Below are 22,980 nucleotides of genomic sequence, written 5' to 3' on the forward strand. Positions count from 1 at the left end.
CCCGATGACCAACGTCACCCCAGCGACCGAGCCGTCCGTCGCGGACGCCGTCGAGTCGCTCGCACCCGAGGCGTCGAGCTCACGACGGCCGCGCGACGGCTGGCGCATGCTCCTGCCGACCATGACGCCGTGGCTCGGGATCGGCCTGTTCCTCGTGGCCGCCATCACCCTGTTCGGCACGATCGCGCCCTACTTCGTCGGCGATCCGCAGCAGATCCGCGACATCGGCCTCACGCCGCCGTCCTCCGAGTTCATCCTGGGGACCACCCAGACGGGCCAGGACGTGTTCGCCCAGCTCGCCTACGCGACTCGCGGCTCGCTGCAGATCGGCCTGCTGGTGGGCGTGCTCGCCACCGTGCTCTCCTGCTTCTTCGGCATCTACGGCGCCTACCGCGGCGGCGCGGTGGCTGAGAGCTTCTCCTTGTTCGCGAACGTCATGCTCGTCATCCCGGGCCTGCCGCTCGTCATCGTGATCTCGGGTTTCGTCCCGCGGGAGAGCCGAGGGCTGTGGACCATCGGCGTGGTGCTCGCCATCACGAGCTGGGCCGCCTCGGCCCGCGTGCTGCACGCGCAGACGCTCTCGGTCCGCAACCGGGACTACGTCGCCGCGTCGAGGGTGTCGGGCGAGAAGCCCTGGCGCGTGATCATCGTGGAGATCCTCCCGAACCTGCTGCCCGTCATCGCGTCGCAGTTCGTGTTCGCGGTGATCGCCGCGATCCTCGGCGAGGCGGGCCTGTCGTTCATCGGGCTCGGCGCCTCCAACTCGGCGACGCTCGGCACGATGCTGTTCTACGCGCAGAACGGCTTCGCGCTCTCCCTCGGCGCCTGGTGGTGGTTCGCGCCGCCCGGCCTCATGATCGCGCTGTTCGGCATGGGGTTGTCGCTCATCAACTTCTCGATCGACGAGATCATCAACCCCAAGCTCAAGAACCTGCGCCAGCACCGCAAGCGTGCCCGCCGGGCGGCGCGCCTCGAGCGCGAGCTCGCCCGCGCGAACCGCCGCACGCGCCCGCAGGCCCCCGAGGCGGTCCGCGACGCGGACGCCGAGAAGGAGGTGTCCTCCCGATGACGACGCTGCTGCAGGACGGCGACGTGCGCGCCGCCCGGGACCGGTCCGCGCCGGTGCTCACGGTCGACGACCTCACCGTCGTCTACGAGGTGGAGGAGCCCGTCACTGCCGTCCGGAACGCCAGCCTCACGTTGCACCGGGGCGAGATCCTGGGGCTGGCGGGGGAGTCGGGCTGCGGCAAGACGACGCTCGCCTACGCGGTGAACCGGCTGCACCGCCCGCCGGCCCGGATCGCGTCGGGGAGCATCACGTTCCACGACCGGGACGGCACCGACGTCGACGTGCTCGCCCTGGAGGACACGCAGCTGCGCGCCTTCCGCTGGGACAAGCTGTCGATGGTGTTCCAGGGGGCGATGAACGCCCTCAACCCTGTGACCACCGTGCGGGCCCAGCTGCGCGACACCCTGCTTGCCCACCGGCCCGGCATGTCGCGTGCCGAGGTGCGACGGCGGTCGGAGGAGGTGCTGAACCGCGTCGGTGTCGACCCGCGCCGGCTCGGCTCCTACGCGCACGAGCTGTCGGGAGGCATGCGCCAGCGCGTGATGATCGCGATGGCGATGCTGCTGCAGCCGCAGATCATGATCATGGACGAGCCGACGACGGCGCTCGACGTCGTCGTCCAGCGCGACATCCTGCGCGAGATCGTGCGGCTGCGCGACGAGCTCGAGTTCGCGGTCGTGTTCATCACCCACGACCTGCCGCTGCTGCTGGAGATCAGCGACCGGATCGCGGTCATGCTCGAGGGCGAGATCGTCGAGCTCGACGAGGCCGACCGCCTCTACCGCGACGCGCGCCACCCGTACACCCGCAAGCTGCTCGGCTCCTTTCCCAGCCTGTCGGGGGAGCGCGGCGGCTTCATCCGCAGCGGGGCCGACCCGCACGCCGCCGGCGCCGCCGGCGAGACCGAGGAGGACCGAGCATGACCCGCGTCCACGTGTCCGACCTGGTCAAGGACTACACGATCCGCTCCGGCCTGCGCCGCGCGCGGCTGCGCGCCGTCGACCACGTGAGCCTGGACCTCGTCGCCGGCCGCACGGTGGCGCTCGTGGGGGAGTCCGGCTCGGGCAAGTCCACGATCGCGAAGATCCTCACCCGCATGGAGACCCCGACGTCGGGCACGGTGGACGTGCGACTCGACGACGACACCCCGGTGCGGGGCTCGCTCTACCGCCGCCAGGTGCAGATGGTCTTCCAGGACCCCTTCGCCTCCCTCAACCCGTTCCACTCGATCGAGCACCACATCGCCCGGCCCCTGCGGATCCACCAGCGCACCCGCACCGCCGACGAGACGCACGAGCGGGTGCTCGAGATGCTCGAGCGGGTCAACCTCACCCCCGCGGCCTCGATCGCCCCGCGGCGCCCGCACGAGCTGTCCGGTGGGCAGCGCCAGCGCGTCGCGATCGCCCGTGCGCTCGCCCCGGGCGCCCAGGTGCTCATCGCCGACGAGCCGGTCTCGATGCTCGACGTGTCGATCCGGCTGGGGGTGCTGAACCTGCTCGGACGGCTCCAGCGCGAGGACCGGCTCGCCGTCCTGTACATCACGCACGACCTGGCCACGGCCCGGCACTTCTCCGACGAGATCGTCGTGCTCTACCGGGGCCGCGTCGTGGAGCGTGGCCCGTCGGACGCCGTCATCCTCGACCCGCACCACGACTACACGAAGCTGCTCGCCATGGCCGCCCCCGACCCGGAGCGCGTGGACCGGGTGACCCTCGCGCAGGACCCCGTGGACCGCGCGGCCATCGACAACAGCGAGTGCTACGACCACTTCGCGGGGCAGTGGGTGGAGGCCGGGGTCCCGGCGGACCGGGCGCGCCAGCGGAGCGCGTCGTGACGGTGGCCCCGCCTGTCGTCTGGCCGACCTCCGGGCTGACCTACGGCGGGGACCACAACCCGGAGCAGTGGCCCCGGGAGGTGTGGGACGAGGACGTGCGCCTCATGCGGGAGGCCGGCGTGAACCTCGTGACCCTGGGGGGTGTTCGCGTGGGGCACGGTCGAGACCGCCGACGGCGTGCGGGACTGGTCGTGGCTCGACGACGCCGTCGGCCTCCTACACGACCACGGGATCGGTGTCGACCTCGCGACGCCCACGGCCGCGCCGCCGAGCTGGCTCTTGACCGCCCACCCCGACGTCGCGCCCGTGCTCGCCGACGGGTACCGGGAGCCGGCGGGCGGGCGCAACGCCTGGTGCCCCGAGTCCGCGGTGTACCGCCGGTACGCGCTGCGTCACGTGGAGGAGCTGGCCCGCCGCTACGGCCGGCACCCCGCCGTGCGTCTGTGGCACGTGGGCAACGAGCTCGGCGGCGGCAACGCGCGCTGCCACTGCGACGACTCGGCGGCCGGCTTCCGTCGGTGGCTGCGCGAGCGGCACGGCACGCTGGAGGCCGTGAACGAGGCGTGGGGCACCGCGCAGTGGGGGCACCGCTACGGCACCTGGGAGGAGATCATGCCGCCCCGGGGCCGGCACGGCGCCCCCAACCCGGGGCTGTTCCTCGACTTCGAGCGCTACTCCTCCGACGCGCTGCTCGCGCACTACCTCGCGGAGAAGGAGGTGATCGTCCGGCACTCGGCCGTGCCCGTGACGACCAACCTCATGGTCGGCGCGGGCGCCCAGGTGGTCGACTACGCCTCCTGGGCCCCGCACACCGCTGTCGCGGCGAACGACCACTACACGCTGGTCGGCCACGACCCCGGCGCCGGCCCGTTCCGCGAGCACGACCTCGCGTTCGCGGGCGACCGGATGCGGGGCATGTCGGCGCCCGGCCGCCCCTGGCTGCTCATGGAGAGCTCGACCGGCGGGCCGAGCTGGCAGCGCCGCAACCGTGCCAAGGACCCGGGCGAGATCGCGCGGCACTCCCTCGGGCACGTGGCCCGCGGCTCCGACGGCGTGATGTTCTTCCAGTGGCGCGCCTCGCGGACCGGGGCCGAGCAGTTCCACTCGGCGATGCTTCCGCACAGCGGCACCCGCTCGCGGGTGTGGCGGGAGGTCGTCGAGCTCGGCGGGCACCTGAAAGCCCTCGGAGAGGTCGCCGGGACGGTCATGGAGCCCGCCCGGGCTGCGATGGTCGTCGACGACGCCGCGGGGTGGGCGCTCCAGCACGGGCTCAAGCCGCACCGGGAGCTGTCGTACGGGCGCGAGCTGCGCGCCTGGCACCGGGCGCTGTGGGACCGGCAGGTCGTGTGCGACGTCGTGCCGCCGGGCGCCGACCTGGACGGCTACGACCTGGTGGTCGTGCCGGCGCTCCTGGTGGTCGACGACGCCGAGGCGGCGCGGCTCGCGGCCGTCCCGGCGCGCGGCGGCACGCTTGTCGTGACCTACCTGTCGGGCGTGTGCGACGAGCACGCGCGCGTGCGCCCCGGCGGCGCCCCGGGCGCGTTCGCCGACGTGCTCGGCGTATGGACCGACGAGCTCTACCCGCTGCAGGAGACCCAGCGGGTGCGGCTCGACGACGGGAGCGTCGTGGCGGACTGGACCGAGCGTGTCGTGCTCGACGGTGCGGAGGCGGTGGTGCGGTACGCGGACAGCTCGCTCGCGGGCGGTCCGGCCGTGACCCGGCGCAGCGTCGCCGGCCCGCAGGGGGTCACGGGCAGCGCCTGGTACGTCTCGGCCGCCCTGCCGCCCGACGGCGTGGGCCGCGTCGTGGACCGGCTCGTCGCCGAGGCCGGGCTGCCGCGCGTCGTCGAGGCCGACCCCGGGGTGGAGGCCGTGCGGCGGGTCGGGGAGGATCGGTCCTACCTGTTCCTGCTCAACCACACCGACACCGAGCGGAAGGTCGACGCCGAGGGCCACGACCTGCTCACCGGCGACGACGTCGGCCCCGTCACGACCCTGCGCCCCGGCGGCGTGCGCGTGCTGCGCGAGCCGGCCCGCCCCGCCTCCCTCTGACGCCCCGCCGCCCCGCCGACGCCCGCCGACCGACCGGCCCGTCCGCACCCCTGACCCGACCGACCGAACCAGAGGACCACCGATGACGTACGTCCCCCCGACCTTCCGCGCCCTGCACGAGGGCTGGACGCTCACTGCCGCCGACCTCGCCGCCGACGCGCCCGAGGGCCTCGCGGGTCCCCTGGAGGCGGGCATCCCTGCCGTCGTGCCGGGCGAGGCGCACCTGGACCTGCACCGTGCGGGCCTGATCGACGAGCCGTTCGACGGCGACAACGAGGCCGCCCAGCAGTGGATCGGGGACACGTCGTGGCGGTTCGCCACGACGTTCGCGTGGGCCCCCGAGGATGCCGCCCGGCACGACCTGGTCGCCCACGGACTGGACACCGTCGCGACCGTCACGCTCAACGGCGTCGAGGTGGCGCGCACGCAGAACATGCACCGCTCGTACCGGTGGGACGTGCGCGACGCCCTGCGCGAGGGGAAGAACACCCTGGTCGTGACGTTCGCGGCGCCGGTGCCCGAGGCCCTGGCCCGGGCCGAGCGCGACGGCGTGCTGCCGTCCACGAACCACCACGAGTACAACCAGCTGCGCAAGATGGCGTGCTCGTTCGGGTGGGACTGGGGCATCGACGTCGCCGGCGCGGGCCTCTGGAAGCCGGTCGGCCTGGACTCCTGGTCCGGGGTGCGGATCGCGTCGGTGCGACCGCTCGTCGACGTGGTGCCCGGCGGCGACGGTGCCCCCGAGGGCGTCCTGTCGGCGCACGTGGAGATCGAGCGGGACGGCGTCGCGGCCGACGCCGACGTGCCGGTGGTCGTGCGGCTCGCGGGACCGGACGGCGAGGGGCACGAGGCGGAGGGCGTCGTGCCGGCGGGGGCGACGACCGGCGTCGTGACCGTCCGCGTACCGGGCGTGCGGCGCTGGTGGCCGCTCGGCCACGGCGACCAGCCGCTGTACGAGGTCGAGGTCGAGGCTGCCGACGCCTCCTGGACGGGCCGTGTCGGCTTCCGCACCGTCGAGCTGGACACCACGCCCGACGCCGCCGGGGCCCCGTTCGTCCTGCGCGTCAACGGTGAGACCGTGCTGGTGCGCGGTGCGAACTGGATCCCGGACCACGCGTTCCTCACCCGGGTCGACCGCGACCGGTACGCCCGCCGCGTCGCCGACGCCGTGGAGGCCAATCTCAACCTGCTGCGCGTCTGGGGCGGCGGCATCTACGAGTCGGACGACCTGTACGACCTCGCGGACGAGCAGGGCCTGCTCATGTGGCAGGACTTTCCCTTCGCCTGCGCGGCGTACGCCGAGGACGAGCCGATGCGTGCGGAGGTCGAGGCCGAGGCGCGCGAGAACGTCACGCGGCTCAGCCCGCACCCGTCGCTGGTGATCTGGAACGGCAACAACGAGAACACGTGGGGCTCGGTGGACTGGGGCTGGGCCGGCCGGCTCGGCGGGCGTCCCTGGGGCGACCTGTACTACCGCGAGCTGCTGCCCGGTGTCCTCGCCGAGCTCGATCCGACGCGCCCTTACTCGCCGGCGAGCCCGTACTCGTTCGGCGACTACCGGCACCCGAACGACGAGCGCTACGGCACCATGCACATCTGGGACGTGTGGAACCGGGAGGACTACTCCGTCTACGCCCGGTACCGGCCGCGCTTCCTGTCCGAGTTCGGCTTCCAGGGCCCGCCGGCCTGGTCGACGCTGACCCGCGTCGTGCACGACCAGCCGCTCGACCCGTTCGGCCACCAGATGCTCGTGCACCAGAAGGCGCACCAGGGCAACGCCAAGCTCGAGCGCGGCTGGCAGGGACACCTGCCCGACCCGGCCACCATCGAGGACTGGCACTGGACGACCCAGCTCAACCAGGCGCACGCCGTGCGCTTCGGCATCGAGCACGTGCGCTCCCTCACGCCCCACAACACGGGCACGATCGTGTGGCAGCTCAACGACAACTGGCCCGTGGTGTCGTGGGCGGCGGTCGACCACGACGAGCACCGCAAGCCGCTGTGGTACGCGCTGCGGTCGGCGTGCGCGCCGCGACTGGCGACCCTCCAGCCGCGCGCCTCCGAGGAGGCGCGGGCCGCCGCGTGGGAAGGTATCGACCCCGATCCCGACACCCTCGCGCTCGTGGTGGTCAACGACACCGGCGAGCGCCTGACCGGGACGTGGACCGTCACCCGGGAGGCGTTCGACGGGACGGCCCTCGCCAAGGCGACCCTCGAGGTCGACGTGCCCGCCCGCGGCGCGGCGACGGTGACGGTGCCCTCCGACGTCGCGACGTTCGCCGACCCCGCCGCCGAGGTGCTCGTCGCCGTGGCGGACGACCCGGGTGCCGGTGTCGCGCCGGCGCTGCGGCACGGCGCCGAGGTGGTGGACCAGCAGCTCGACGTCCGCCCGCTGCGGATCGAGGCGTCGCCCGTGGAGGGGGGCTGTGAGCTGCGGGTCACCGCCACCTCGCTGGCGCGGGACGTCTTCTGCCACGCAGACGTGGTGGACCCCGGGGCCGCGGTCGACGCCGGCCTGGTCACGCTGCGGGCCGGGCAGAGCGCCGTCCTCCGGGTGACGTCGCCCGCCGGGGGTGACCCGGCCGGGTTCGCCGCCGCGGTGCGCTGCGCCAACGACCTGCTCGGCGGGGGCGAGGTCACCGCGGCGCGCTGAGCACCCGGTCGACCGCGGACAGGGGGATGTGCACCCAGGTGGGCCGCTGCCGCGTCTCGTAGACCACCTCGTAGAGCGCCTTGTCCAGGACGAGCGCGGCGAGGACGGCGTCGGCGGTGGGCGGGTCGAGCTCCGGCGGTCGCCGGGCGGCCAGGCTGCTCGGGGCGGCGGGCACGTCGGCCGCCTGGCGGTAGCGGGCGAGGAAGGCGTGCACGGACTCCGCCTCCCACCACGGGTCGGGCGCGCCCCCGACGGCCGCGGCGTACGCGAACGAGCGGACCATGCCGGCGACGTCGCGCAGGGGGAGGTCCGGGGCCGTGCGCTCGGCCGCGGGCCGCTGCGGCTCGCCCTCGAAGTCGAGCAGCTTCCACCCGGTCTCGCCGTGCAGCGCCTGACCGAGGTGCAGGTCGCCGTGCACGGTCTGCAGGCGCAGCCGCGGCAGCCGCCCCTGGAGGTCGTCGAGGAGCGCGTCGATCGCCGGGGCCCGCGCCGCCAGGCCCGGCGCCTCGGCGACGGCGAGCGCCGCCCGGTCGCGCAGGCCCCCGACGAACGTCGCCGGGTCGAGCAGGGGCCCGGGCGGCATGGCCTGGCGCAGCACGGCGTGCAGCTCCGCCACGACGCGCCCCAGGTCGGCGGCGAGGTGCGCGAACGACTCCCCGCGGCCGGCGTGCTCGCAGGCCAGCTCGAACCCGTCGCGGGCCCGCGGCACCAGCTCGCTGAGGACGGCCAGGGCGGTGGTCGAGCCAGGCGCGGTGGCCACCTGGAGGGCGCCGAGGAAGCGCGGCACGCCGTCCCAGCCCGCGCGGGTCAGGGCGCGGGGGACGACGACGTCGGGGTGCGGCCCCGGCGTCACGGTGCGCAGGATCTTCAGCATCCCGCCGGTGCCGTCGGGCGACGGCACGCCGGGCAGCACGACGCTGGTGTTCGACTGCTCGCCCGCCACCACGTGGCCGCCGGCGACGAGCTCCGCGCCCGCGACGCCGTCCCCCACGCCCGCGGCCCGCAGGAGGGCGAGCCAGCAGGCGGGGTGCGCGCCGCCGTCGTGCACGGCGACGTCGCCCGCGGCCGTCCGGAGGTCGGTGATGTACCCGGGCCCTCGCGCGCCCGGGTCGGTGAGCACGAGCGGCACCTGCGCGACCACCTCGCCGCCCGGCACCCCCGCACCGCTCAGCCGTACCAGCAGGACGACGACGTCGGTGCCCGCGGGGGCGTCGGAGGCCGCAGGATCGTCGTCGAACGTCACCGCGAGCCACGGCTCCACCTGCACCCCGGCGGCACTCGCCCCGCCCGCGGGGAACCACCGCCGTCCCGGCAGCCAGGCCGCGAGCAGCTCCCCGACGCTCGGGTCGGGCACGCCCGCGGCGGGCCGCACGGCCGTCATGCCCGCTCGCCCCCGCCCGTCGGCGCCGAGCTCCCCGCGGCCGGGGCAGGCGGGGTCAGCAGCAGCCAGTAGAAGTCGCGCGACCCCCACGTCATCGACACGGTGCCGTCGGGCGCGACGTCCGGGAAGCGGGCGCCGCCGAACAGGTCGGTCAGCGACCAGCCGGCGTACCCGGGCAGCCGCACCACCGACGACCGCGCCGTCGCGGACAGGTTCGCCGCCACCAGCAACGTCTCGCCACCCTCACCGGGCGCCGTCCGCGTGAACGCGATCACGGCCTCGTCGTCGGCCTCGAGCGGGGTGAACGACCCCGTGCCGAACGCGGGGTGCAGCCGCCGCACCGCGAGCATGCCGTGCACCCAGTGCAGCAGCGAGGAGGGCTGCGCGAGCTGGGCCTCCACGTTGACGTGCTGGAAGTGGTGCACCAGCGACTGCACCAGCGGCAGGTACAGCTTGCCGGGGTCGGCGGTGGAGAACCCGGAGTTGCGGTCCGGCGTCCACTGCATGGGCGTGCGCACGGCGTCCCGGTCCGGGAGCCAGATGTTGTCGCCCATGCCGATCTCGTCCCCGTAGTACAGGCACGGGCTGCCCGGCAGGCTGAGCAGCAGCGCGTGCGCCAGCTCCACCTCCTTGCGCGAGTTGTCGAGCAAGGGCGCCAGGCGGCGGCGGATGCCGATGTTGGCCCGCATGCGCGGGTCGGGCGCGAACCATCCGTACATCGCCGCGCGCTCCTCGGTGGAGACCATCTCGAGGGTCAGCTCGTCGTGGTTGCGCAGGAACGTGGACCACTGCCCGCCCGGTGCGGGGATGTCCGGGGTGTCGGCGAGGATGTCGAGCAGGGGGCGGGCGCGCTGGTCCCGCATGGCGTAGTACACCCGCGGCATCACGGGGAAGTGGAAGCACATGTGGCACTCGGGCTCGTCCTCGGTGCCGAAGTAGTCCACCACGTCCTGCGGCCACTGGTTCGCCTCGGCCAGCATGATCCGGCCCGGGAACTCGTCGTCGATCATCCGGCGCACGCGGCGCAGGAAGGCGTGCGTCTCCGGCAGGTTCTCGCAGTTGGTGCCCTCGGCCTCGAACAGGTACGGCACCGCGTCCAGGCGGAAGCCGTCCACCCCGACCCCCAGCCAGAACCGCGCGACGTCGAGCATCGCGTCGACCACGCGCGGGTTCTCGAAGTTGAGGTCCGGCTGGTGGCTGAAGAAGCGGTGCCAGAAGTACTGCCGCCGCACCGGGTCGAACGTCCAGTTCGACGTCTCCGTGTCCACGAAGATGATGCGGGCGTCCTCGTAGCGCGTGTCGTCGTCCGACCAGACGTAGAAGTCGCCGTACGGACCCTCCGGGTCGGACCGTGACGCCTGGAACCACGGGTGCTGGTCGCTCGTGTGGTTCATCACCAGGTCGACGACCACGCGGATGCCGCGCGCGTGCGCCGCCTCGATGAGCTCGGTGAAGTCCCCGATCGTGCCGTACTGGCCCGCGACCGACGTGTAGTCGGCGACGTCGTACCCGCCGTCGCGCAGCGGTGACGGGTAGAACGGCGGCAGCCACAGGCAGTCCACGCCCAGCCACTGCAGGTAGTCGAGCCGGTCCGTGATGCCGCGCAGGTCGCCGACCCCGGAACCGTCCGTGTCCGAGAACGCCCGGACGATGACCTCGTAGAACACGGCGGTGCGGTACCAGTCCGGGTCGTCGGACAGGCCGGGCTTGTCCAGGGGCGGCGGCGCGGGCTGCGGCCGCGCCGGCAGCGCCTGGACCGGCACCTGGCGCGTGACGGGGCGCGGCACCTGGGGCGTCATCGGGGCACCCCCGCGCGGGGCCCGCTCATGTCGGCCCCGTCATGCCAGCCCGATCGTCAGGACGTGCGCCACCTGCTGCCGCGGGTCGAGACGGACGTACGGGTGGGAGCCCCACGGGTAGGTGGCGCCCGACAGCTCGTCGTGCGCGACGAAGAACGCCTGGTCCTCGACGCCGTCCGGGCGCGTGAGCCCCAGCGACGCCAGGTCCAGGAACACGGTGGCCTCCTGCGTGGCCCACGGGTCCAGGTTGAGCACGACCAGCACGACGTCGTCCTGCGTGGCACCCGGCCGCCCCGCCGCGGGCAGGTGCTCGGCACGCACGCGCCGCGAGAACGCGACGACCTGGTCGTTCGTCGTCGGGTGCACCGTCAGGTCGCGCAGCTGCTGCAGCGCCGGGTGGGCGCGGCGCAGCTCGTTGAGCCGGCGCAGCAGCGTGGAGACGCCGATGACGTCGGCCTGGGACCAGTCGCGCGGCTTGAACTCGTACTTCTCGTTGTCGATCTGCTCCTCGACGCCGGGGCGGGGCACGTTCTCCACCAGCTCGTACCCCGAGTAGATGCCCCAGGTCGGGCTGCCGAGCGCCGCCAGCACGGCCCGGACGGCGAAGCCCGCCACCCCGCCGTGCTGCAGGTACGGGGGCAGGATGTCGTGCGTCGTGGGCCAGAACGACGGGCGCAGCACCGAGCCCTGCGGCCCGGCGACCTCCTGGAGGTACTCCTCGATCTCCTCCTTGGTGTTGCGCCAGGTGAAGTACGTGTACGACTGGTGGAAGCCGATCCGCGCGAGCGTCTGCATCATCGCCGGGCGGGTGAACGCCTCGGACAGGAAGATCACCTCGGGGTGCGACCGGTGCACCTCGCCCAGGAGCCACTCCCAGAAGTCCAGCGGCTTGGTGTGCGGGTTGTCGACGCGGAACGCCGTCACCCCGCGGTCGATCCACAGCAGCACGATCCGCAGGATCTCCGCCGAGAGGCCCGCCGGGTCGCGGTCGAAGTTCAGCGGGTAGATGTCCTGGTACTTCTTGGGCGGGTTCTCGGCGTACGCGATGGTGCCGTCCGCGCGCACCGAGAACCACTCCGGGTGCTCCGTGACCCACGGGTGGTCCGGGGAACACTGCAGCGCCAGGTCGAGCGCCACCTCCAGGCCGTGGCGGCGAGCCGCCGCGACGAAGTCCCGGAAGTCCCGCTCCGTGCCCAGGTCCGGGTGGATGGCGTCGTGACCGCCGTCGGGGGAGCCGATCGCGTACGGGCTGCCGGGGTCGCCCGGCTGCGGGTCCAGGGTGTTGTTGCGGCCCTTGCGGAACGTCGTGCCGATGGGGTGCACGGGCGTGAGGTAGACGACGTCGAACCCCATCTCGGCGATCGCGGGCAGCCGCTGCGCCGCCGTGGCGAACGTGCCCGAGCGCCAGGTGCCGTCCTTGCGTCGCTTCGCGCCCTCCGACCGGGGGAACATCTCGTACCAGCTCGCGGCCAGCGCGAGCGGGCGGCTGACCCGCAGCGGGTACGCGGCGCTCGCGGTCACCAGGTCGCGCAGCGGGTGCCGGCGCAGCGCGTCCTTGACCGCGGCCGTCATCGCCATCGCGAGCCGCGCCTCCGGCGGGCGCGTCGTGTCCGCCAGCTCGCGGGCCGCGGCCTCCAGCACGGCGGCGTCGGCGGGGTCCCGAGCCGCCTGGAGGTCCGGCGCGACGATGCGCTCGAACAGCAGCCGCCCCTCCGCGAGCACCAGGTCGACGTCCTGCCCGGCGTCGAACTTGATCACCGCGTCGTGGGACCACGTGCCGTACGGGTCGGACCACGCCTCGACGCGGAACGACCAGTCGGCGGACCCGTCCGACGGGGCGTCCGGCTGCAGGTGGCCGCGGAACCGGTCCAGCCCGGGGGCGACGTCGACCATGGGCGCGGTGGAGTGCACCGAGCCGTCCGGGCCGAGCAGGACGGCGGTGGCCCCGACGGCGTCGTGCCCCTCCCGGAACACCGTGGCCTCGACGGGGATCACCTCGCCGACCGCCGCCTTCGCCGGCCAGCGCCCTCCCTCGACGACGGGGGAGAGCTGGAGGACGGGGATCCGTCCGATGGGCGCGTGCGGCGTGGGCTGCGGAGACGTCACGGCCTCCACGCTAGCCAGGGGGCCCTCTCGGCGCGCGCGGACCCGCCCGCACGCCACTACCTCGCCGTCAGGCGTCGGCGGCGAGCGCCCGGCCGGTGGAGCGGCCGGTGTGCAGGCACCCGCCGAGGAAGGTGCCCTCCAGGGCGCGGTGGCCGTGCACGCCGCCGCCGCCAAACCCGGCGGCCTCGCCGACCGCCCACAGCCCGTCCAGCACGGACCCGTCCGCGCGCAGCACGCGGCCGGACGGGTCGCACCAGAGGCCGCCGAGGGTCTTGCGGGTCAGCACGGACAGCCGGACGGCGAGCAGCGGGCCGTCCTTCGGCGTCGTCAGCGGGCGGGGCTTGGCGACCCGGATCAGCTTGTCCACGCGGTAGTCCCGGGCGGCGCGCGTCGCCACCACCTGCGGGTCCTTGCCCAGGCCGGAGGCGACCTGGGCGTCGCGCGCGGCGACGACGGCGGCGAGCGCGCCGGGGTCCACGTGGCCCTTCGAGCCGGGGGTGGCGTCCACGAGCGCGTTCATCTTCGCGGCGAGCTCGTCGGTCGTGTCGGCCCAGAGGAACTCGGGCGACTCGGCGGCGAACCGCGCCACCGGCCCGACGGCGCGCGGCAGCACCCGCTGCGCGAGGAGCTTGACGTCCTTGCCGGTGAGGTCGGGGTTCTGCTCCGACCCGGACAGCGCGAACTCGGACTCCATGATCGCCTTGTTGAGCACGAACCAGGAGTGGTCGTCGCCGCGCCGCGTCACGTGCTGCAGCGCGCCGAGCGCGTCGAAGCCGGGGAACAGCGGGGCGGGCAGGCGGCCGCCATCGGCGTCGAGCCACAGGGACGACGGGCCCGGCAGGATGCGGATGCCGTGGTTCGTCCAGACCGGGGAGTGGTTGGCGATGCCCTCCGGGTAGTGCCACATCCGGTCCTCGTGCACCAGCGCGGCCCCCGCGTCCGCGGCGATCCCCAGCATGAGGCCGTCGGTGGAGTCCGGGACGCCCGAGAGCATCCGCCCGGGCAGCGTGCCCGCCTCGGGGTCCCAGTGCGCGCGGGCCAGGTCGTGGTTGGCGCCGATGCCGCCGGTCGCGACGACGACGGCGCCCGCCGCGATCTCCTCGGTGCCCACCACGTCGCGGTTCGACGGCGCCCCGCGGCCGCCGAACGGCAGCCCGGCGAGCGGCTGGTCGGCCAGCACCTCGGCGCGCACGCCGGTCACGCGGCCGTCGGTCGTGACCAGGCCGGTCACGCGGCGGCGGAACCGGAGGTCGAGCAGGCCGGCGTCGCGGGCGGCCAGCGCCGCCTCCACGAACGGCCGGACGATCCCGGGGCCGGTGCCCCAGGTGACGTGGAAGCGGGGCACGGAGTTGCCGTGCTCGGTCCGGGCGTCGTCGTGGCCCACCGTGTACCCGCCGCGCTCGGCCCACTGCACCAGCGGGAACCACCGCACGCCCTTGCCGTGCAGCCACGACCGCAGGTCGCCCGCCGCGAACTCCACGAACCGGCGCGCCCACGCGTACCCGTGGCGGTCGGGGCCCTCGCCGCGGTCGGCGCCGGGCGCGAACTGCGCGGAACCCAGCCAGTCCGACCACGCCAGGTCGGCGGAGTCGTGCACGCCCATCGCGCGCTGCTCCGGCGAACCGACGAGGAACAGGCCGCCGAACGACCACCACGCCTGGCCGCCGAACGACGCCTCCGGCTCCTGGTCGAGCAGCACCACCCGGCGACCGGCGGCGGTGAGCTCCGTGGCCGTGACGAGCCCCGACAGGCCCCCACCGATGACGACGACGTCAGCATCCATGCGCGCAGTCTGGCAGAGGAGCGGCCCGGGGAGAACGGGTGGCGGGTGGTGGCGTCAGCGCCCGAGGAACACCTGCACGCTGAGCGACTCCAGCACGGCGTCCTCCGCGTCGTCGTCGGGCGCCTCGGGCCGGTCCCACGCGGAGCTCCACACCCGCTCCCACGTCCCCCCGCCGGGCACGGCGGGCAGGGTGACCTCGGCGTCCTCGAGCCCGCCGTTGAGGACGAGCAGCACGTGCGCGTCGCCGTCGTCGGGGCCCGGCCGCAGCATCTGCAGCACGCGGCGCCCCGTCAGCGCCCAGGCGTCCCGGTCCATCGGTTCGCCGCCGGCGGCGAACCAGAGCAGGTCGGGCTCGTCCTCGCCCGGGCGGGGGGAGCCGAGGAAGAACGAGTCCGCGCGCAGGGCGGCGTGCTCGCGCCGCAGCCCCACCAGGAACCGCGTGGTGTCGAGCAGGTCGCGGGCGGCGTCCTCCAGGTTCCACCCGAGCCAGGAGACGGGGTTGTCCTGGGCGTACGCGTTGTTGTTGCCGCGCTGGGTGCGGCCCAGCTCGTCGCCGGCGGTGAGCATCGGCGTCCCCGCGGACAGCAGCAGCGTCGCGAGCAGGTTGCGCTGCGAGCGCCGCCGCAGCGGCACGACGGCGGACCAGGGCTCGGTGCCGGTGTCGCCCTCGCCCTCCCCGTCCTCGGCGCCGGGCGCGTGCCCCTCGACACCGTGGTTCCACGACAGGTTGTGGTCCGAGCCGTCGCGGTTGTCCTCGCCGTTGGCCTCGTTGTGCTTGTGGTCGTAGGCCACGAGGTCGGCGAGCGAGAAGCCGTCGTGCGCGGTGACGTAGTTGACCGACGCCACGGGGCCGCGCGCCAGCGGGGGGTCCGAGGGCCCGAACAGGTCGGCCGAGCCGGCGAGGCGGGTGGTGAGCTCGCGCAGCCCGTGCATGGGCCGCCCGTGCGAGCCCTCGCGCGCGGCGTCCAGCCAGAACCCGCGCGCGGCGTCGCGGAACCGGTCGTTCCACTCGGCCATGGGCGGGGGGAAGCTGCCGGTCTGCCAGCCGCCCGGCCCGACGTCCCACGGCTCCGCGACCAGCTTGAGGTTGTTCAGCACCGGGTCGGTCTGCAGCGCGACGAGGAACGGGTGGTCGGAGGAGAAGCCGTGCCGGCTGCGGCCCAGGGTGACCGCCAGGTCGAAGCGGAACCCGTCGACGCCCACGACCTCGGCCCAGTAGCGCAGCGAGTCCAGCGCGAGCTGCACCACCCGCGGGCGGCGGAAGTCGAGCGAGTTGCCGGTGCCGGTGACGTCGGCCAGCGCGGCCGGCGACGCGCCGTCGTGCAGGTAGTAGCCCGTGTTGTCCAGGCCGCGCCAGCTCACGTGCAGCGCGTCGTCGCCGCCCTCGCAGGTGTGGTTGTAGACGACGTCGAGCAGTACCTCGATCCCCGCGTCGTGCAGCAGGTGCACCATGCCCCGCACCTCGTCGAGGACGGCGGCCGGGCCCGCCTCGCGGGCCGCCCGTGTGGCGTACGCGGCGTGCGGGGCGAAGAACCCGAGCGTCTGGTAGCCCCAGTAGTTGGTGAGCCCGCGCGCGACGAGGTGCGGCTCGCTCGCGAACGCGTGGATCGGCAGCAGCTCGAGCGTGGTGACGCCCAGGCTCGTCAGGTGCGCGATCGTCGCGGGGTGCGCCACGCCGGCATAGGTGCCGCGCAGCTCCGGCGGGACGTCCGGGTGGGTCGCGGTGAGGCCCTTGACGTGCGCCTCGTAGATCACGGTGTCCGCCCAGGGCACGCGCGGGCGGCTCAGCGGCGGCGGGCCGTCGTACGCGGGCAGGACCACGGAGTGCGGCACGAAGGCGAGCGAGTCGCGCTCGTCGGGCGCCCCGTACCGCTCGGCCACCCACGACCGCCCCGCCGGGGAGTCCGGGTCGTCGGGGTCCAGCGGCGCGCTCACCGCGCCCAGCGTCTCCGGGCCGTAGGTGAGGTCGCCCACCAGCCCGCGGGCGTACGGGTCCACGAGCAGCTTGGCGGGGTTGTGACGGTGCCCGGCCTGCGGGTCCCACGCGCCGTGCGTGCGGAAGCCGTACCGCTGCCCCGGCCGCACGGACGGCACGTGCCCGTGCCAGACGCCGTACACGGGGCCCTCGAGGGGGATCCTGCGCTCGGCGTACCGCGCCGGGTCGTGCGGGTCGCGGTGCGGCTCGACGACGTCGATCAGGCACAGCTCGACCGCGTCCGCGTGCGCCGCGGCGACGGCGACGTCGACCCCGCCGTCCGGTGTCGGGTGAACGCCGAGCGGCGGGACGTGGCTGCGGCGCGCGGTGGGGCGCGTCAGCGGTGTGACCTTGGGTCGCGACTCCATGGGGGACATCGTGCACGGGTCCGCCGACAGCCGCTCGGGGCAGGACCGGGTCAGGGCAGGATCGAGTCCACGTAGCCGCCGTCGACGCGGACGGCGCCGCCGGTGGTCGCGGACGCGAGCGGCGAGGCCAGGTAGGTCACCAGGTTCGCGATCTCCTCCGGCTCGATGAGCCGCTGCAGCAGCGACTGCGGCCGGTGCTTCACCATGAACTCGCGCTGCGCCTCGTCCCACGGCAGGTCGCGGTCCACGAGCTCGTAGACGAAGTCCTCCACGCCGCCGGTGTGCGTCGGGCCCGCGATCACGGAGTTCACCGTGACACCGGTGCCGGCCGCCGCCTTGGCGAAGCCGCGCGAGACGGCGAGCAGCGCGGTCTTCGAGGCGCCGTAGTGGATCATCTCGGCCGGGATGACCACGGCGGAGTCGCTCGCGACGTCCAGCACCCGGCCCCAGCCCCGGTCGATCATGCGAGGCAGGTGGTGCCGGATCAGCCGCACGGCAGCCAGCACGTTGACCTCGAAGTAGCGCCGCCACTCGGCGTCCGTGATCTCCAGGGCGGGACGGGACCCGAAGATGCCGAGGTTGTTGACCAGGACGTCGACGTCGGGCATCGCGTCGACCGCGGCGGCGAACCCGTCGTCGGTCGCGACGTCGGCCACCACGGGCACCCCCGCGAAGCCCTCGACGTCCCGGGCGAGCTCGTCGAGCGCCCGCCCCACGGACGCCTCCGAGCGGCCGTTGATCCCGACGCGCGCCCCCGCGGAGGCCAGCCCCCGCGCGATGGCGAGGCCGATGCCCTGGGTCGATCCGGTCACGAGCGCCGTCCTGCCGGCGAGGTCGATGTGCATGCACCGACCGTAGGCGGCGTCACACTCGTGCGCCCGTGGACGGAGGGGTCCCGGGGACGGGGCCACGAGTAGGCTCGGCACCGGCGGACGCAGCGCGTGCGGCCGCCGTCACCACCGTGAGCTGGAGGTCGCGCCCGTGCGCATCGTCGTCGCCGTGAAGTACGTCCCGGACATCAATGCGGACCGGCGTTTCGTGGACTGTCGCGTGGACCGCGACCCGGGCGTCGGCACCCTCAACGAGCTGGACGAGAACGCGCTCGAGGCAGCCCTGCGGATCCTCGACGCGCTGCCCGAGGACGAGCGCGCCGCCAGCGAGGTCGTCGCCCTCACGGTCGCCCCCGCGGACGGGGACGTGGCGCTGCGCAAGTCGTTCCAGATGGGCGTGGACCGCGCGGTCCGCGTCACGGACGACGCCCTGGCGGGCTCGGACTACTTCGGCACCGCCGCGGCGCTCGCGGCCGGGGTGCGCCGTCTCGAGGCCGACGGCGCGCCCGTCGACCTGGTGATCACGGGGATGGCCGCCCTCGACGGACTCGGGTCCGTGGTCCCGGCGCTCGTCGCGGCCGAGCTCGGCCGCCCGGCGCTCACGCTGGCGAAGAAGGTCGACGTCGCGGGCGGCACCCTGACCGTCACGCGCGAGACCGACGAGGCCACCGAGACGCTCGCGGCGCCGCTGCCCGCCGTCCTGTCCGTCGCGGACACGGCGAACACGCCGCGCATGCCGAACTTCAAGCTGATCATGGCGGCGCGCACCAAGCAGATCGAGTCGTGGTCGGCCGCCGACCTCGGCCTCGACCCCGCCGCGGTCGGCGCGGCCGGCGCGCGCACGGAGGCGATCTCCGCCGCCCCGCGGCCCGCCCGCCCCGAGGTCGAGCTGGTGGTCGACAAGGGCGAGGGCGGCACCGCCCTGGCCGAGTACCTCATCCGCAACGAGCTGGTCTGAGAGGGCGCGACCGTGACGAACGAACCCACCCGCAACCGCACCGTCCTCGTCCTCCTGGACCCGGCCTCCGAGGTGCGTCCCGGCGCGCTCGAGCTCCTCACGATCGCGCGCGGCCTCGGCCGCGTCGAGGCCGTGACCCTCGAGGCGCCGAGCGTCGAGGCCCTCGCCCAGCTCGGCACGTACGGGGTCGAGACCGTGCACCAGGCCGAGGTGCCCACCGACGCGCTCGCCGCCGCCGGGGGCGAGGGCGCCCGCCACCTGCCGTCCGTCGTCGCCGCGACGCTCGCCTCCGCCGTGCGGCGCACCGACGCCGACGTCGTCCTGGCCCCGGCCACGTTCGGCGCCAAGGAGGCCGCGGCCCTGACGGCGCACGCCCTCGGCGCGGGCCTCGTCATCGACGCGGCCGCCGTGGGGGAGGACGCCGACGGCCGGATCGTGGCCGGCAAGCGCGTCTTCGCCGGCGCCTGGGACACCCGGTGCGTCGTCACCGCCGACGTCGCGGTGCTCACGGTGCGGGCCAACGCCGTCGTGCCCGAGCCGGCCGCGCAGGCCGTCGCGACCGAGGTCGACGCGCTGCCCGTCGCGCTGGGCGGCACCGCCGGCGTCGTCGTCACCTCCCGCGAGGTCAAGGAGCGGGCACCCGGCCGCCCGACGCTCGAGGAGGCTGCCGTGGTGGTGGCCGGCGGGCGCGGCACCGGAGGCGACTTCGGCCCGGTCGAGGAGTTCGCCGACGCGGTCGGCGCCGCGGTCGGGGCGTCGCGGGACGCGGTCTTCGAGGGCTGGTTCGACCGGTACATCGGCCAGACCGGCGTCACGATCGCGCCGCGCCTCTACGTGGGCGCCGGCATCTCCGGCGCGCCGCACCACCGCGGCGGCATGCAGGCGTCGCAGGTGATCGTGGCCGTGAACTCCGACCCCGAGGCGCCGATCTTCGAGATCTGCGACTTCGCCGTCGTCGGCGACCTCACCGACGTGCTGCCGCAGGCCGCCGCCGCGATCCGCGCGCACCGCGCGGGCTGAACGGAGGCGTCCCGGGGGTCAGCCGCCCGCGAAGGGCGGCAGCAGGTCGAGGCTCGCGCCGTCCGGCACGACGTCGGCCGGCGCGGCCCGGCGGCCGTCGAGCAGCACGCTGCAGCGCTCCAGCACCGGCCCGGCGGCGGGGGTGGCGGCGGCCAGGCGCGCGACGACGTCGGACACGGTCGTGCCCGGCGGGACCTCGAGCGACTCCTCGGAGCGGCCCAGCGCGGCCCGCGCGGCGGCGAAGTAGCGCAGGCGCACCGCCTGCACGTCGGTGAGCTGATCCGTCATCGTCATCCTCCGATGGCGCTCATGGTGCGCTCGGGCTGCGTGAAGCCCGAGCTGTCCAGGTCGGTGCCGGCGCCCGTGTCGCTCATGCCGTGCCCGGCCTGCTTGGCCCACATGGCGGCGCGCCACAGGTCGGCCAGCACCGAATCGTCGGCTCCCGCGCGCAGCGGCCCGAGCAGGTCCGTCTCCGTGTGCGCGAACAGGCAGTCGCGCACGCCGCCCTCCGCGGTGAGGCGGGTGCGGCGGCAGTCGTCGCAGAACGGCTCCGTGACCGACGCGATGATGCCGACCCGGCCCAGCCGCTCGCCACGCCCGTCCCGCACCACGAACCGCTCCGCGGGAGCGCCGTCGCGCGGCTCCTCGTCGGGCTCCAGCGCGAACCGGGTGCCGAGCTGCTCGCGCACCTCGGCCGCCGTGACCATCGCCGCCCGGTCCCAGGCGTGGTCGGCGTCGAGCGGCATCTGCTCGATGAACCGCAGCTCGAAGCCGCGCTCGAGGCACCAGCCCAGCAGCTCGGCCGCGTGGTCGAGGTTGACGCCCCGCACCAGCACCGCGTTGATCTTCACGAGGTCGAACTGCTGCGCCGCCGCGTCGATCCCCGCGAGCGTGCGCGCCAGGAAGGGGCGCCGCGCCATCGTGGCGAAGGTGTCGGGGTCGAGCGTGTCGAGGGAGACGTTCACGCGGTCCAGCCCGGCCTCGCGCAGCGCCGCGGCCCGGGAGTCGAGCCCGACGGCGTTGGTCGTCAGGCTGAGCTCGGGGCGGGCGGGGAGCGCGGCGCAGTCGCGGACGATCTCCACGAGGTCGCGGCGCAGCAGCGGCTCGCCGCCCGTGAACCGCACCTGCCGCACGCCGAGGTCGCGCGTCGCGATGCCGACGAGCCGCGCGATCTCCTCGCGCGTCATCACCGAGTCCTTCGGCAGCGTCGGCAGCCCCTCGGCGGGCATGCAGTACGTGCAGCGCAGGTTGCAGCGGTCCGTGAGCGAGACGCGCAGGTCCGTCGCGACCCGGCCGAACCGGTCGACGAGCCCGCCGGTGGCCGGCCGGTCGGCGGGCAGCCGCACGTCCGGCACGCCCGCGCCGGGCAGCCGCGGCATCCCCAGGGAGACGGTCGTCATCTGATCAGCTCCCCGCCCCGGCGTCCGGCCCGGGCGCGGCGCCGGGGCCCGGGTCCTGCCAGGAGAGGGCCGACGACGTCGCGCGGTCGAGCGCGTCCGACTCCTCGCCGCGCGCGGCGGCCAGCCCCGCCGCGTACCCCACCGCGTACGCCGTGACGGGCGCGGCGGGCCGTGCCACCTGGTGCGCGGCGTCGCGAGCCAGGTCGAGCACCGCGCCGACGTCCACGCTGCGCAGGGGCAGCCCGAGCTCCGCCTCGAGGGCGTCCACCCACCGGTCCAGCACGCTGGAGCCGGGCTCCGCGCCTCGGGCGGTGGCGGGGGGAGTCTGGTCGGTCATCGGTGTCCTCCCGGGCGGTGCGGTCGGTGCGGCGACGCCGGGGCGGTCGTCGCACGGTCGGCCACGACCGTGTGGCGTCCTTGGTGGCGTCCTTCGTGGCGTTGCTCGTCGAGTCCTACCGTAAGGCGTCGCAGGTCGTCCCAGGTGTCGACGTCGTCGCTCATCGCCTCGCGGTCCGCCACCTCGACGCAGGACAGCCGCGCCACCAGCCGGCGCACGGGCGCCCCGGCGAGCCCGGCAGGGCCGGCCGCGCCGGAGAGGGCGTCCAGGGCGCGGCGCAGGGCGTCGCGGCGGTACAGCCCGACGAGCCACTGCGCGTGGCCGTCGCGGACCAGGTACGCGCCGTCGGCGGGCACGTCGGCGGGAGCGTCGGCGCCGCCACCCGGCCCCGTGACGGCGGCGCGCAGCAGCGGCACCGCGTCGCCCGCGCGCGGCACGTCGACGGCGAGCACCAGCACCCAGGACGGCGCCTCCCCGGCGGCCGCCCGGTCCAGGGCCCGCAGGCCGGCGTCGATCCCGGCCACCGGGCCGCCGAACGGCGGGTCCTCGCGCGCGACGAGCACGTCGTGGCCCGGCGGCAGTGCGGTGTCGGGGCCGACGACGACGGTGCGGGCGGCGTCGCGGGTCGCGGCGAGCGCCCGGTCGAGCAGCGTGACGCCGTCGAGCACCACGGTCGGCTTGGGCACGCCGCCGAGCCGGGTGGCGCGACCGCCGGCGAGGACGACGGCGTCGTGCCGGTCGGGCGGGGTGGGGGCAGGGGCGGGGCCCATGTCAGGCCCCGGGCCCGAACGGCAGGTCGAGCGGCAGCACGTCGAGCTCGTCGCCGGCCTCGACCTTCTCGACGTCCGCCGGGACGAGGGCGAGCGCGTCGGCGCCGAGGAGTGCGGAGGTCGCGTGCCCGCCGGCGGAGTCCGTGCCGGACCCGGGGGCCGCGGCCCGCTCCACCGCCCCGGACCGCAGCGTCCGCACCGGCACGACGTGCGTGCGACCCGGAGGGCTGGGCCACGCCTCGGCGGCGACCCGCCGCACGGGGCGCGCGGGCTCGCGGCCCGCGAGGGTCGCGATCGCCGGGCGTACGAACAACGCGAACGACACGAACGCGCTCACCGGGTTGCCGGGCAGCGCCACCCACGGCACCTCTCGCCACCGGGCCAGCGCCTGCGGGCGTCCGGGCCGCAGCGCGACGGCGGCCACGTCGACGTCCGTCAGGCGTGCGTCGTCGGCGTCCAGCACCGCCCGCACGACGTCGGACGCCCCCGCCGACACGCCGCCCGTAGTGACGACCAGGTCGACGGCCGCACCACCGGCATCTGTTGTGGGGGGGGGGGTGGGGGGGCGGTGGGGGGGGGGTGTCACCGCCGCAGACGGCCCCGACACCACGGGCGCGGGGGGGCGGGGCGGCGCGGCGGGCGGGG

18 protein-coding genes are annotated in these 22,980 nt (G+C 75.1%); 7 read left to right on the forward strand and 11 right to left on the reverse strand.

Annotated elements, in window-relative coordinates:
- The first annotated feature begins 4 nt into the window (after positions 1-4).
- The 5 genes from ACH436_RS19745 to ACH436_RS19765 all read left to right on the forward strand — a co-directional run bounded on the left by ACH436_RS19745 (position 5) and on the right by ACH436_RS19765 (position 7,608).
- Entirely contained in the window at positions 5-1,069 is a 1,065-nt protein-coding gene (locus tag ACH436_RS19745; protein ID WP_430561906.1) for an ABC transporter permease, read from the forward strand.
- Positions 1,066-1,992 (forward strand): ABC transporter ATP-binding protein, encoded by a 927-nt coding sequence (locus tag ACH436_RS19750; RefSeq protein ID WP_430561907.1) that lies wholly within the window; start codon positions 1,066-1,068, stop codon positions 1,990-1,992. The genes ACH436_RS19745 and ACH436_RS19750 overlap by 4 nt, the downstream gene beginning before the upstream one ends.
- Positions 1,989-2,903 carry an ABC transporter ATP-binding protein gene (locus ACH436_RS19755; protein WP_430561908.1) on the forward strand — a complete coding sequence of 305 codons (915 nt, stop codon included), beginning with the start codon at positions 1,989-1,991 and terminating at the stop codon, positions 2,901-2,903. Before ACH436_RS19750 ends, ACH436_RS19755 begins: the two co-directional genes overlap by 4 nt.
- A gap of 141 nt (positions 2,904-3,044) precedes the next feature.
- Positions 3,045-4,955 (forward strand): beta-galactosidase, encoded by a 1,911-nt coding sequence (locus tag ACH436_RS19760; RefSeq protein WP_430561909.1) that lies wholly within the window; start codon positions 3,045-3,047, stop codon positions 4,953-4,955.
- A gap of 82 nt (positions 4,956-5,037) precedes the next feature.
- A complete protein-coding gene (locus ACH436_RS19765; RefSeq protein ID WP_430561910.1) occupies positions 5,038-7,608 on the forward strand; it encodes a glycoside hydrolase family 2 protein in 2,571 nt (856 codons plus the stop codon).
- Here the strand turns inward: ACH436_RS19765 and ACH436_RS19770 are convergent.
- From ACH436_RS19770 to ACH436_RS19795, 6 genes are read right to left on the reverse strand one after another with little or no spacing between them, the layout of a single operon-like run.
- Positions 7,592-8,989: an aminoglycoside phosphotransferase gene (locus ACH436_RS19770; protein WP_430561911.1), complete on the reverse strand. Its 1,398-nt coding sequence runs from the start codon at positions 8,987-8,989 to the stop codon at positions 7,592-7,594. The genes ACH436_RS19765 and ACH436_RS19770 overlap by 17 nt on opposite strands.
- Complete coding sequence (gene treS / locus ACH436_RS19775; RefSeq protein WP_430561912.1) at positions 8,986-10,788, reverse strand: maltose alpha-D-glucosyltransferase; 1,803 nt, start codon at positions 10,786-10,788, stop codon at positions 8,986-8,988. The genes ACH436_RS19770 and treS overlap by 4 nt, the downstream gene beginning before the upstream one ends.
- Positions 10,789-10,827: 39 nt before the next feature.
- Positions 10,828-12,903, reverse strand: coding sequence for an alpha-1,4-glucan--maltose-1-phosphate maltosyltransferase (locus ACH436_RS19780; RefSeq protein ID WP_430561913.1), 2,076 nt, complete (start codon positions 12,901-12,903; stop codon positions 10,828-10,830).
- A gap of 58 nt (positions 12,904-12,961) precedes the next feature.
- Entirely contained in the window at positions 12,962-14,677 is a 1,716-nt protein-coding gene (locus tag ACH436_RS19785) for an FAD-binding dehydrogenase (RefSeq protein WP_430561914.1), read from the reverse strand.
- 54 nt (positions 14,678-14,731) lie between these two features.
- Positions 14,732-17,020, reverse strand: coding sequence for a glycogen debranching protein GlgX (gene glgX / locus ACH436_RS19790; protein WP_430561915.1), 2,289 nt, complete (start codon positions 17,018-17,020; stop codon positions 14,732-14,734).
- Positions 17,021-17,070: 50 nt separating this feature from the next.
- Entirely contained in the window at positions 17,071-17,865 is a 795-nt protein-coding gene (locus tag ACH436_RS19795; RefSeq protein WP_430561916.1) for an SDR family NAD(P)-dependent oxidoreductase, read from the reverse strand.
- A 136-nt stretch (positions 17,866-18,001) separates the two neighbouring features.
- Here ACH436_RS19795 and ACH436_RS19800 point away from each other — a divergent pair, with 136 nt between their 5' ends.
- Together ACH436_RS19800 and ACH436_RS19805 are read left to right on the forward strand one after the other, a co-directional pair.
- The gene (locus ACH436_RS19800; RefSeq protein WP_430561917.1) at positions 18,002-18,808 is read left to right on the forward strand and encodes an electron transfer flavoprotein subunit beta/FixA family protein; all 807 of its coding nucleotides are present in this window, start codon (positions 18,002-18,004) and stop codon (positions 18,806-18,808) included.
- Positions 18,809-18,820: 12 nt separating this feature from the next.
- Positions 18,821-19,828 carry an electron transfer flavoprotein subunit alpha/FixB family protein gene (locus ACH436_RS19805; RefSeq protein ID WP_430561918.1) on the forward strand — a complete coding sequence of 336 codons (1,008 nt, stop codon included), beginning with the start codon at positions 18,821-18,823 and terminating at the stop codon, positions 19,826-19,828.
- Positions 19,829-19,846: 18 nt separating this feature from the next.
- Here ACH436_RS19805 and ACH436_RS19810 read toward each other — a convergent pair whose 3' ends face one another.
- Genes ACH436_RS19810 through ACH436_RS19830 form a run of 5 tightly spaced genes read right to left on the reverse strand, consistent with a single transcriptional unit; the run spans position 19,847 to position 22,945 of the window.
- A complete protein-coding gene (locus ACH436_RS19810) occupies positions 19,847-20,116 on the reverse strand; it encodes a MoaD/ThiS family protein (protein WP_430561919.1) in 270 nt (89 codons plus the stop codon).
- 2 nt (positions 20,117-20,118) lie between these two features.
- Positions 20,119-21,228, reverse strand: coding sequence for a GTP 3',8-cyclase MoaA (gene moaA, locus ACH436_RS19815; protein ID WP_430561920.1), 1,110 nt, complete (start codon positions 21,226-21,228; stop codon positions 20,119-20,121).
- A 4-nt stretch (positions 21,229-21,232) separates the two neighbouring features.
- Positions 21,233-21,565 carry a DUF6457 domain-containing protein gene (locus ACH436_RS19820; protein WP_430561921.1) on the reverse strand — a complete coding sequence of 111 codons (333 nt, stop codon included), beginning with the start codon at positions 21,563-21,565 and terminating at the stop codon, positions 21,233-21,235.
- Positions 21,562-22,335 (reverse strand): molybdenum cofactor guanylyltransferase, encoded by a 774-nt coding sequence (locus ACH436_RS19825; protein ID WP_430561922.1) that lies wholly within the window; start codon positions 22,333-22,335, stop codon positions 21,562-21,564. Before ACH436_RS19825 ends, ACH436_RS19820 begins: the two co-directional genes overlap by 4 nt.
- Position 22,336: 1 nt before the next feature.
- A complete protein-coding gene (locus ACH436_RS19830) occupies positions 22,337-22,945 on the reverse strand; it encodes a molybdopterin-binding protein (RefSeq protein ID WP_430561979.1) in 609 nt (202 codons plus the stop codon).
- Positions 22,946-22,980 lie beyond the last annotated feature (35 nt).

It is taken from the genome of Isoptericola sp. NPDC019693 (genome assembly GCF_044389085.1).
Lineage (GTDB): Bacteria > Actinomycetota > Actinomycetes > Actinomycetales > Cellulomonadaceae > Isoptericola.

Bases quoted from the DNA above. Each gene is read 5' to 3' on its own strand.
- ACH436_RS19745 (WP_430561906.1), top strand. From the start codon at position 5: ATGACCAACGTCACCCCAGCGACCGAGCCGTCCGTCGCGGACGCCGTC.
- ACH436_RS19750 (WP_430561907.1), top strand. From the start codon at position 1,066: ATGACGACGCTGCTGCAGGACGGCGACGTGCGCGCCGCCCGGGACCGG.
- ACH436_RS19755 (WP_430561908.1), top strand. From the start codon at position 1,989: ATGACCCGCGTCCACGTGTCCGACCTGGTCAAGGACTACACGATCCGC.
- ACH436_RS19765 (WP_430561910.1), top strand. From the start codon at position 5,038: ATGACGTACGTCCCCCCGACCTTCCGCGCCCTGCACGAGGGCTGGACG.
- ACH436_RS19770 (WP_430561911.1), bottom strand. From the start codon at position 8,989: ATGACGGCCGTGCGGCCCGCCGCGGGCGTGCCCGACCCGAGCGTCGGG.
- treS (WP_430561912.1), bottom strand. From the start codon at position 10,788: ATGACGCCCCAGGTGCCGCGCCCCGTCACGCGCCAGGTGCCGGTCCAG.
- ACH436_RS19785 (WP_430561914.1), bottom strand. From the start codon at position 14,677: ATGGATGCTGACGTCGTCGTCATCGGTGGGGGCCTGTCGGGGCTCGTC.
- glgX (WP_430561915.1), bottom strand. From the start codon at position 17,020: ATGGAGTCGCGACCCAAGGTCACACCGCTGACGCGCCCCACCGCGCGC.
- ACH436_RS19795 (WP_430561916.1), bottom strand. From the start codon at position 17,865: ATGCACATCGACCTCGCCGGCAGGACGGCGCTCGTGACCGGATCGACC.
- ACH436_RS19810 (WP_430561919.1), bottom strand. From the start codon at position 20,116: ATGACGGATCAGCTCACCGACGTGCAGGCGGTGCGCCTGCGCTACTTC.
- moaA (WP_430561920.1), bottom strand. From the start codon at position 21,228: ATGACGACCGTCTCCCTGGGGATGCCGCGGCTGCCCGGCGCGGGCGTG.
- ACH436_RS19820 (WP_430561921.1), bottom strand. From the start codon at position 21,565: ATGACCGACCAGACTCCCCCCGCCACCGCCCGAGGCGCGGAGCCCGGC.
- ACH436_RS19825 (WP_430561922.1), bottom strand. From the start codon at position 22,335: ATGGGCCCCGCCCCTGCCCCCACCCCGCCCGACCGGCACGACGCCGTC.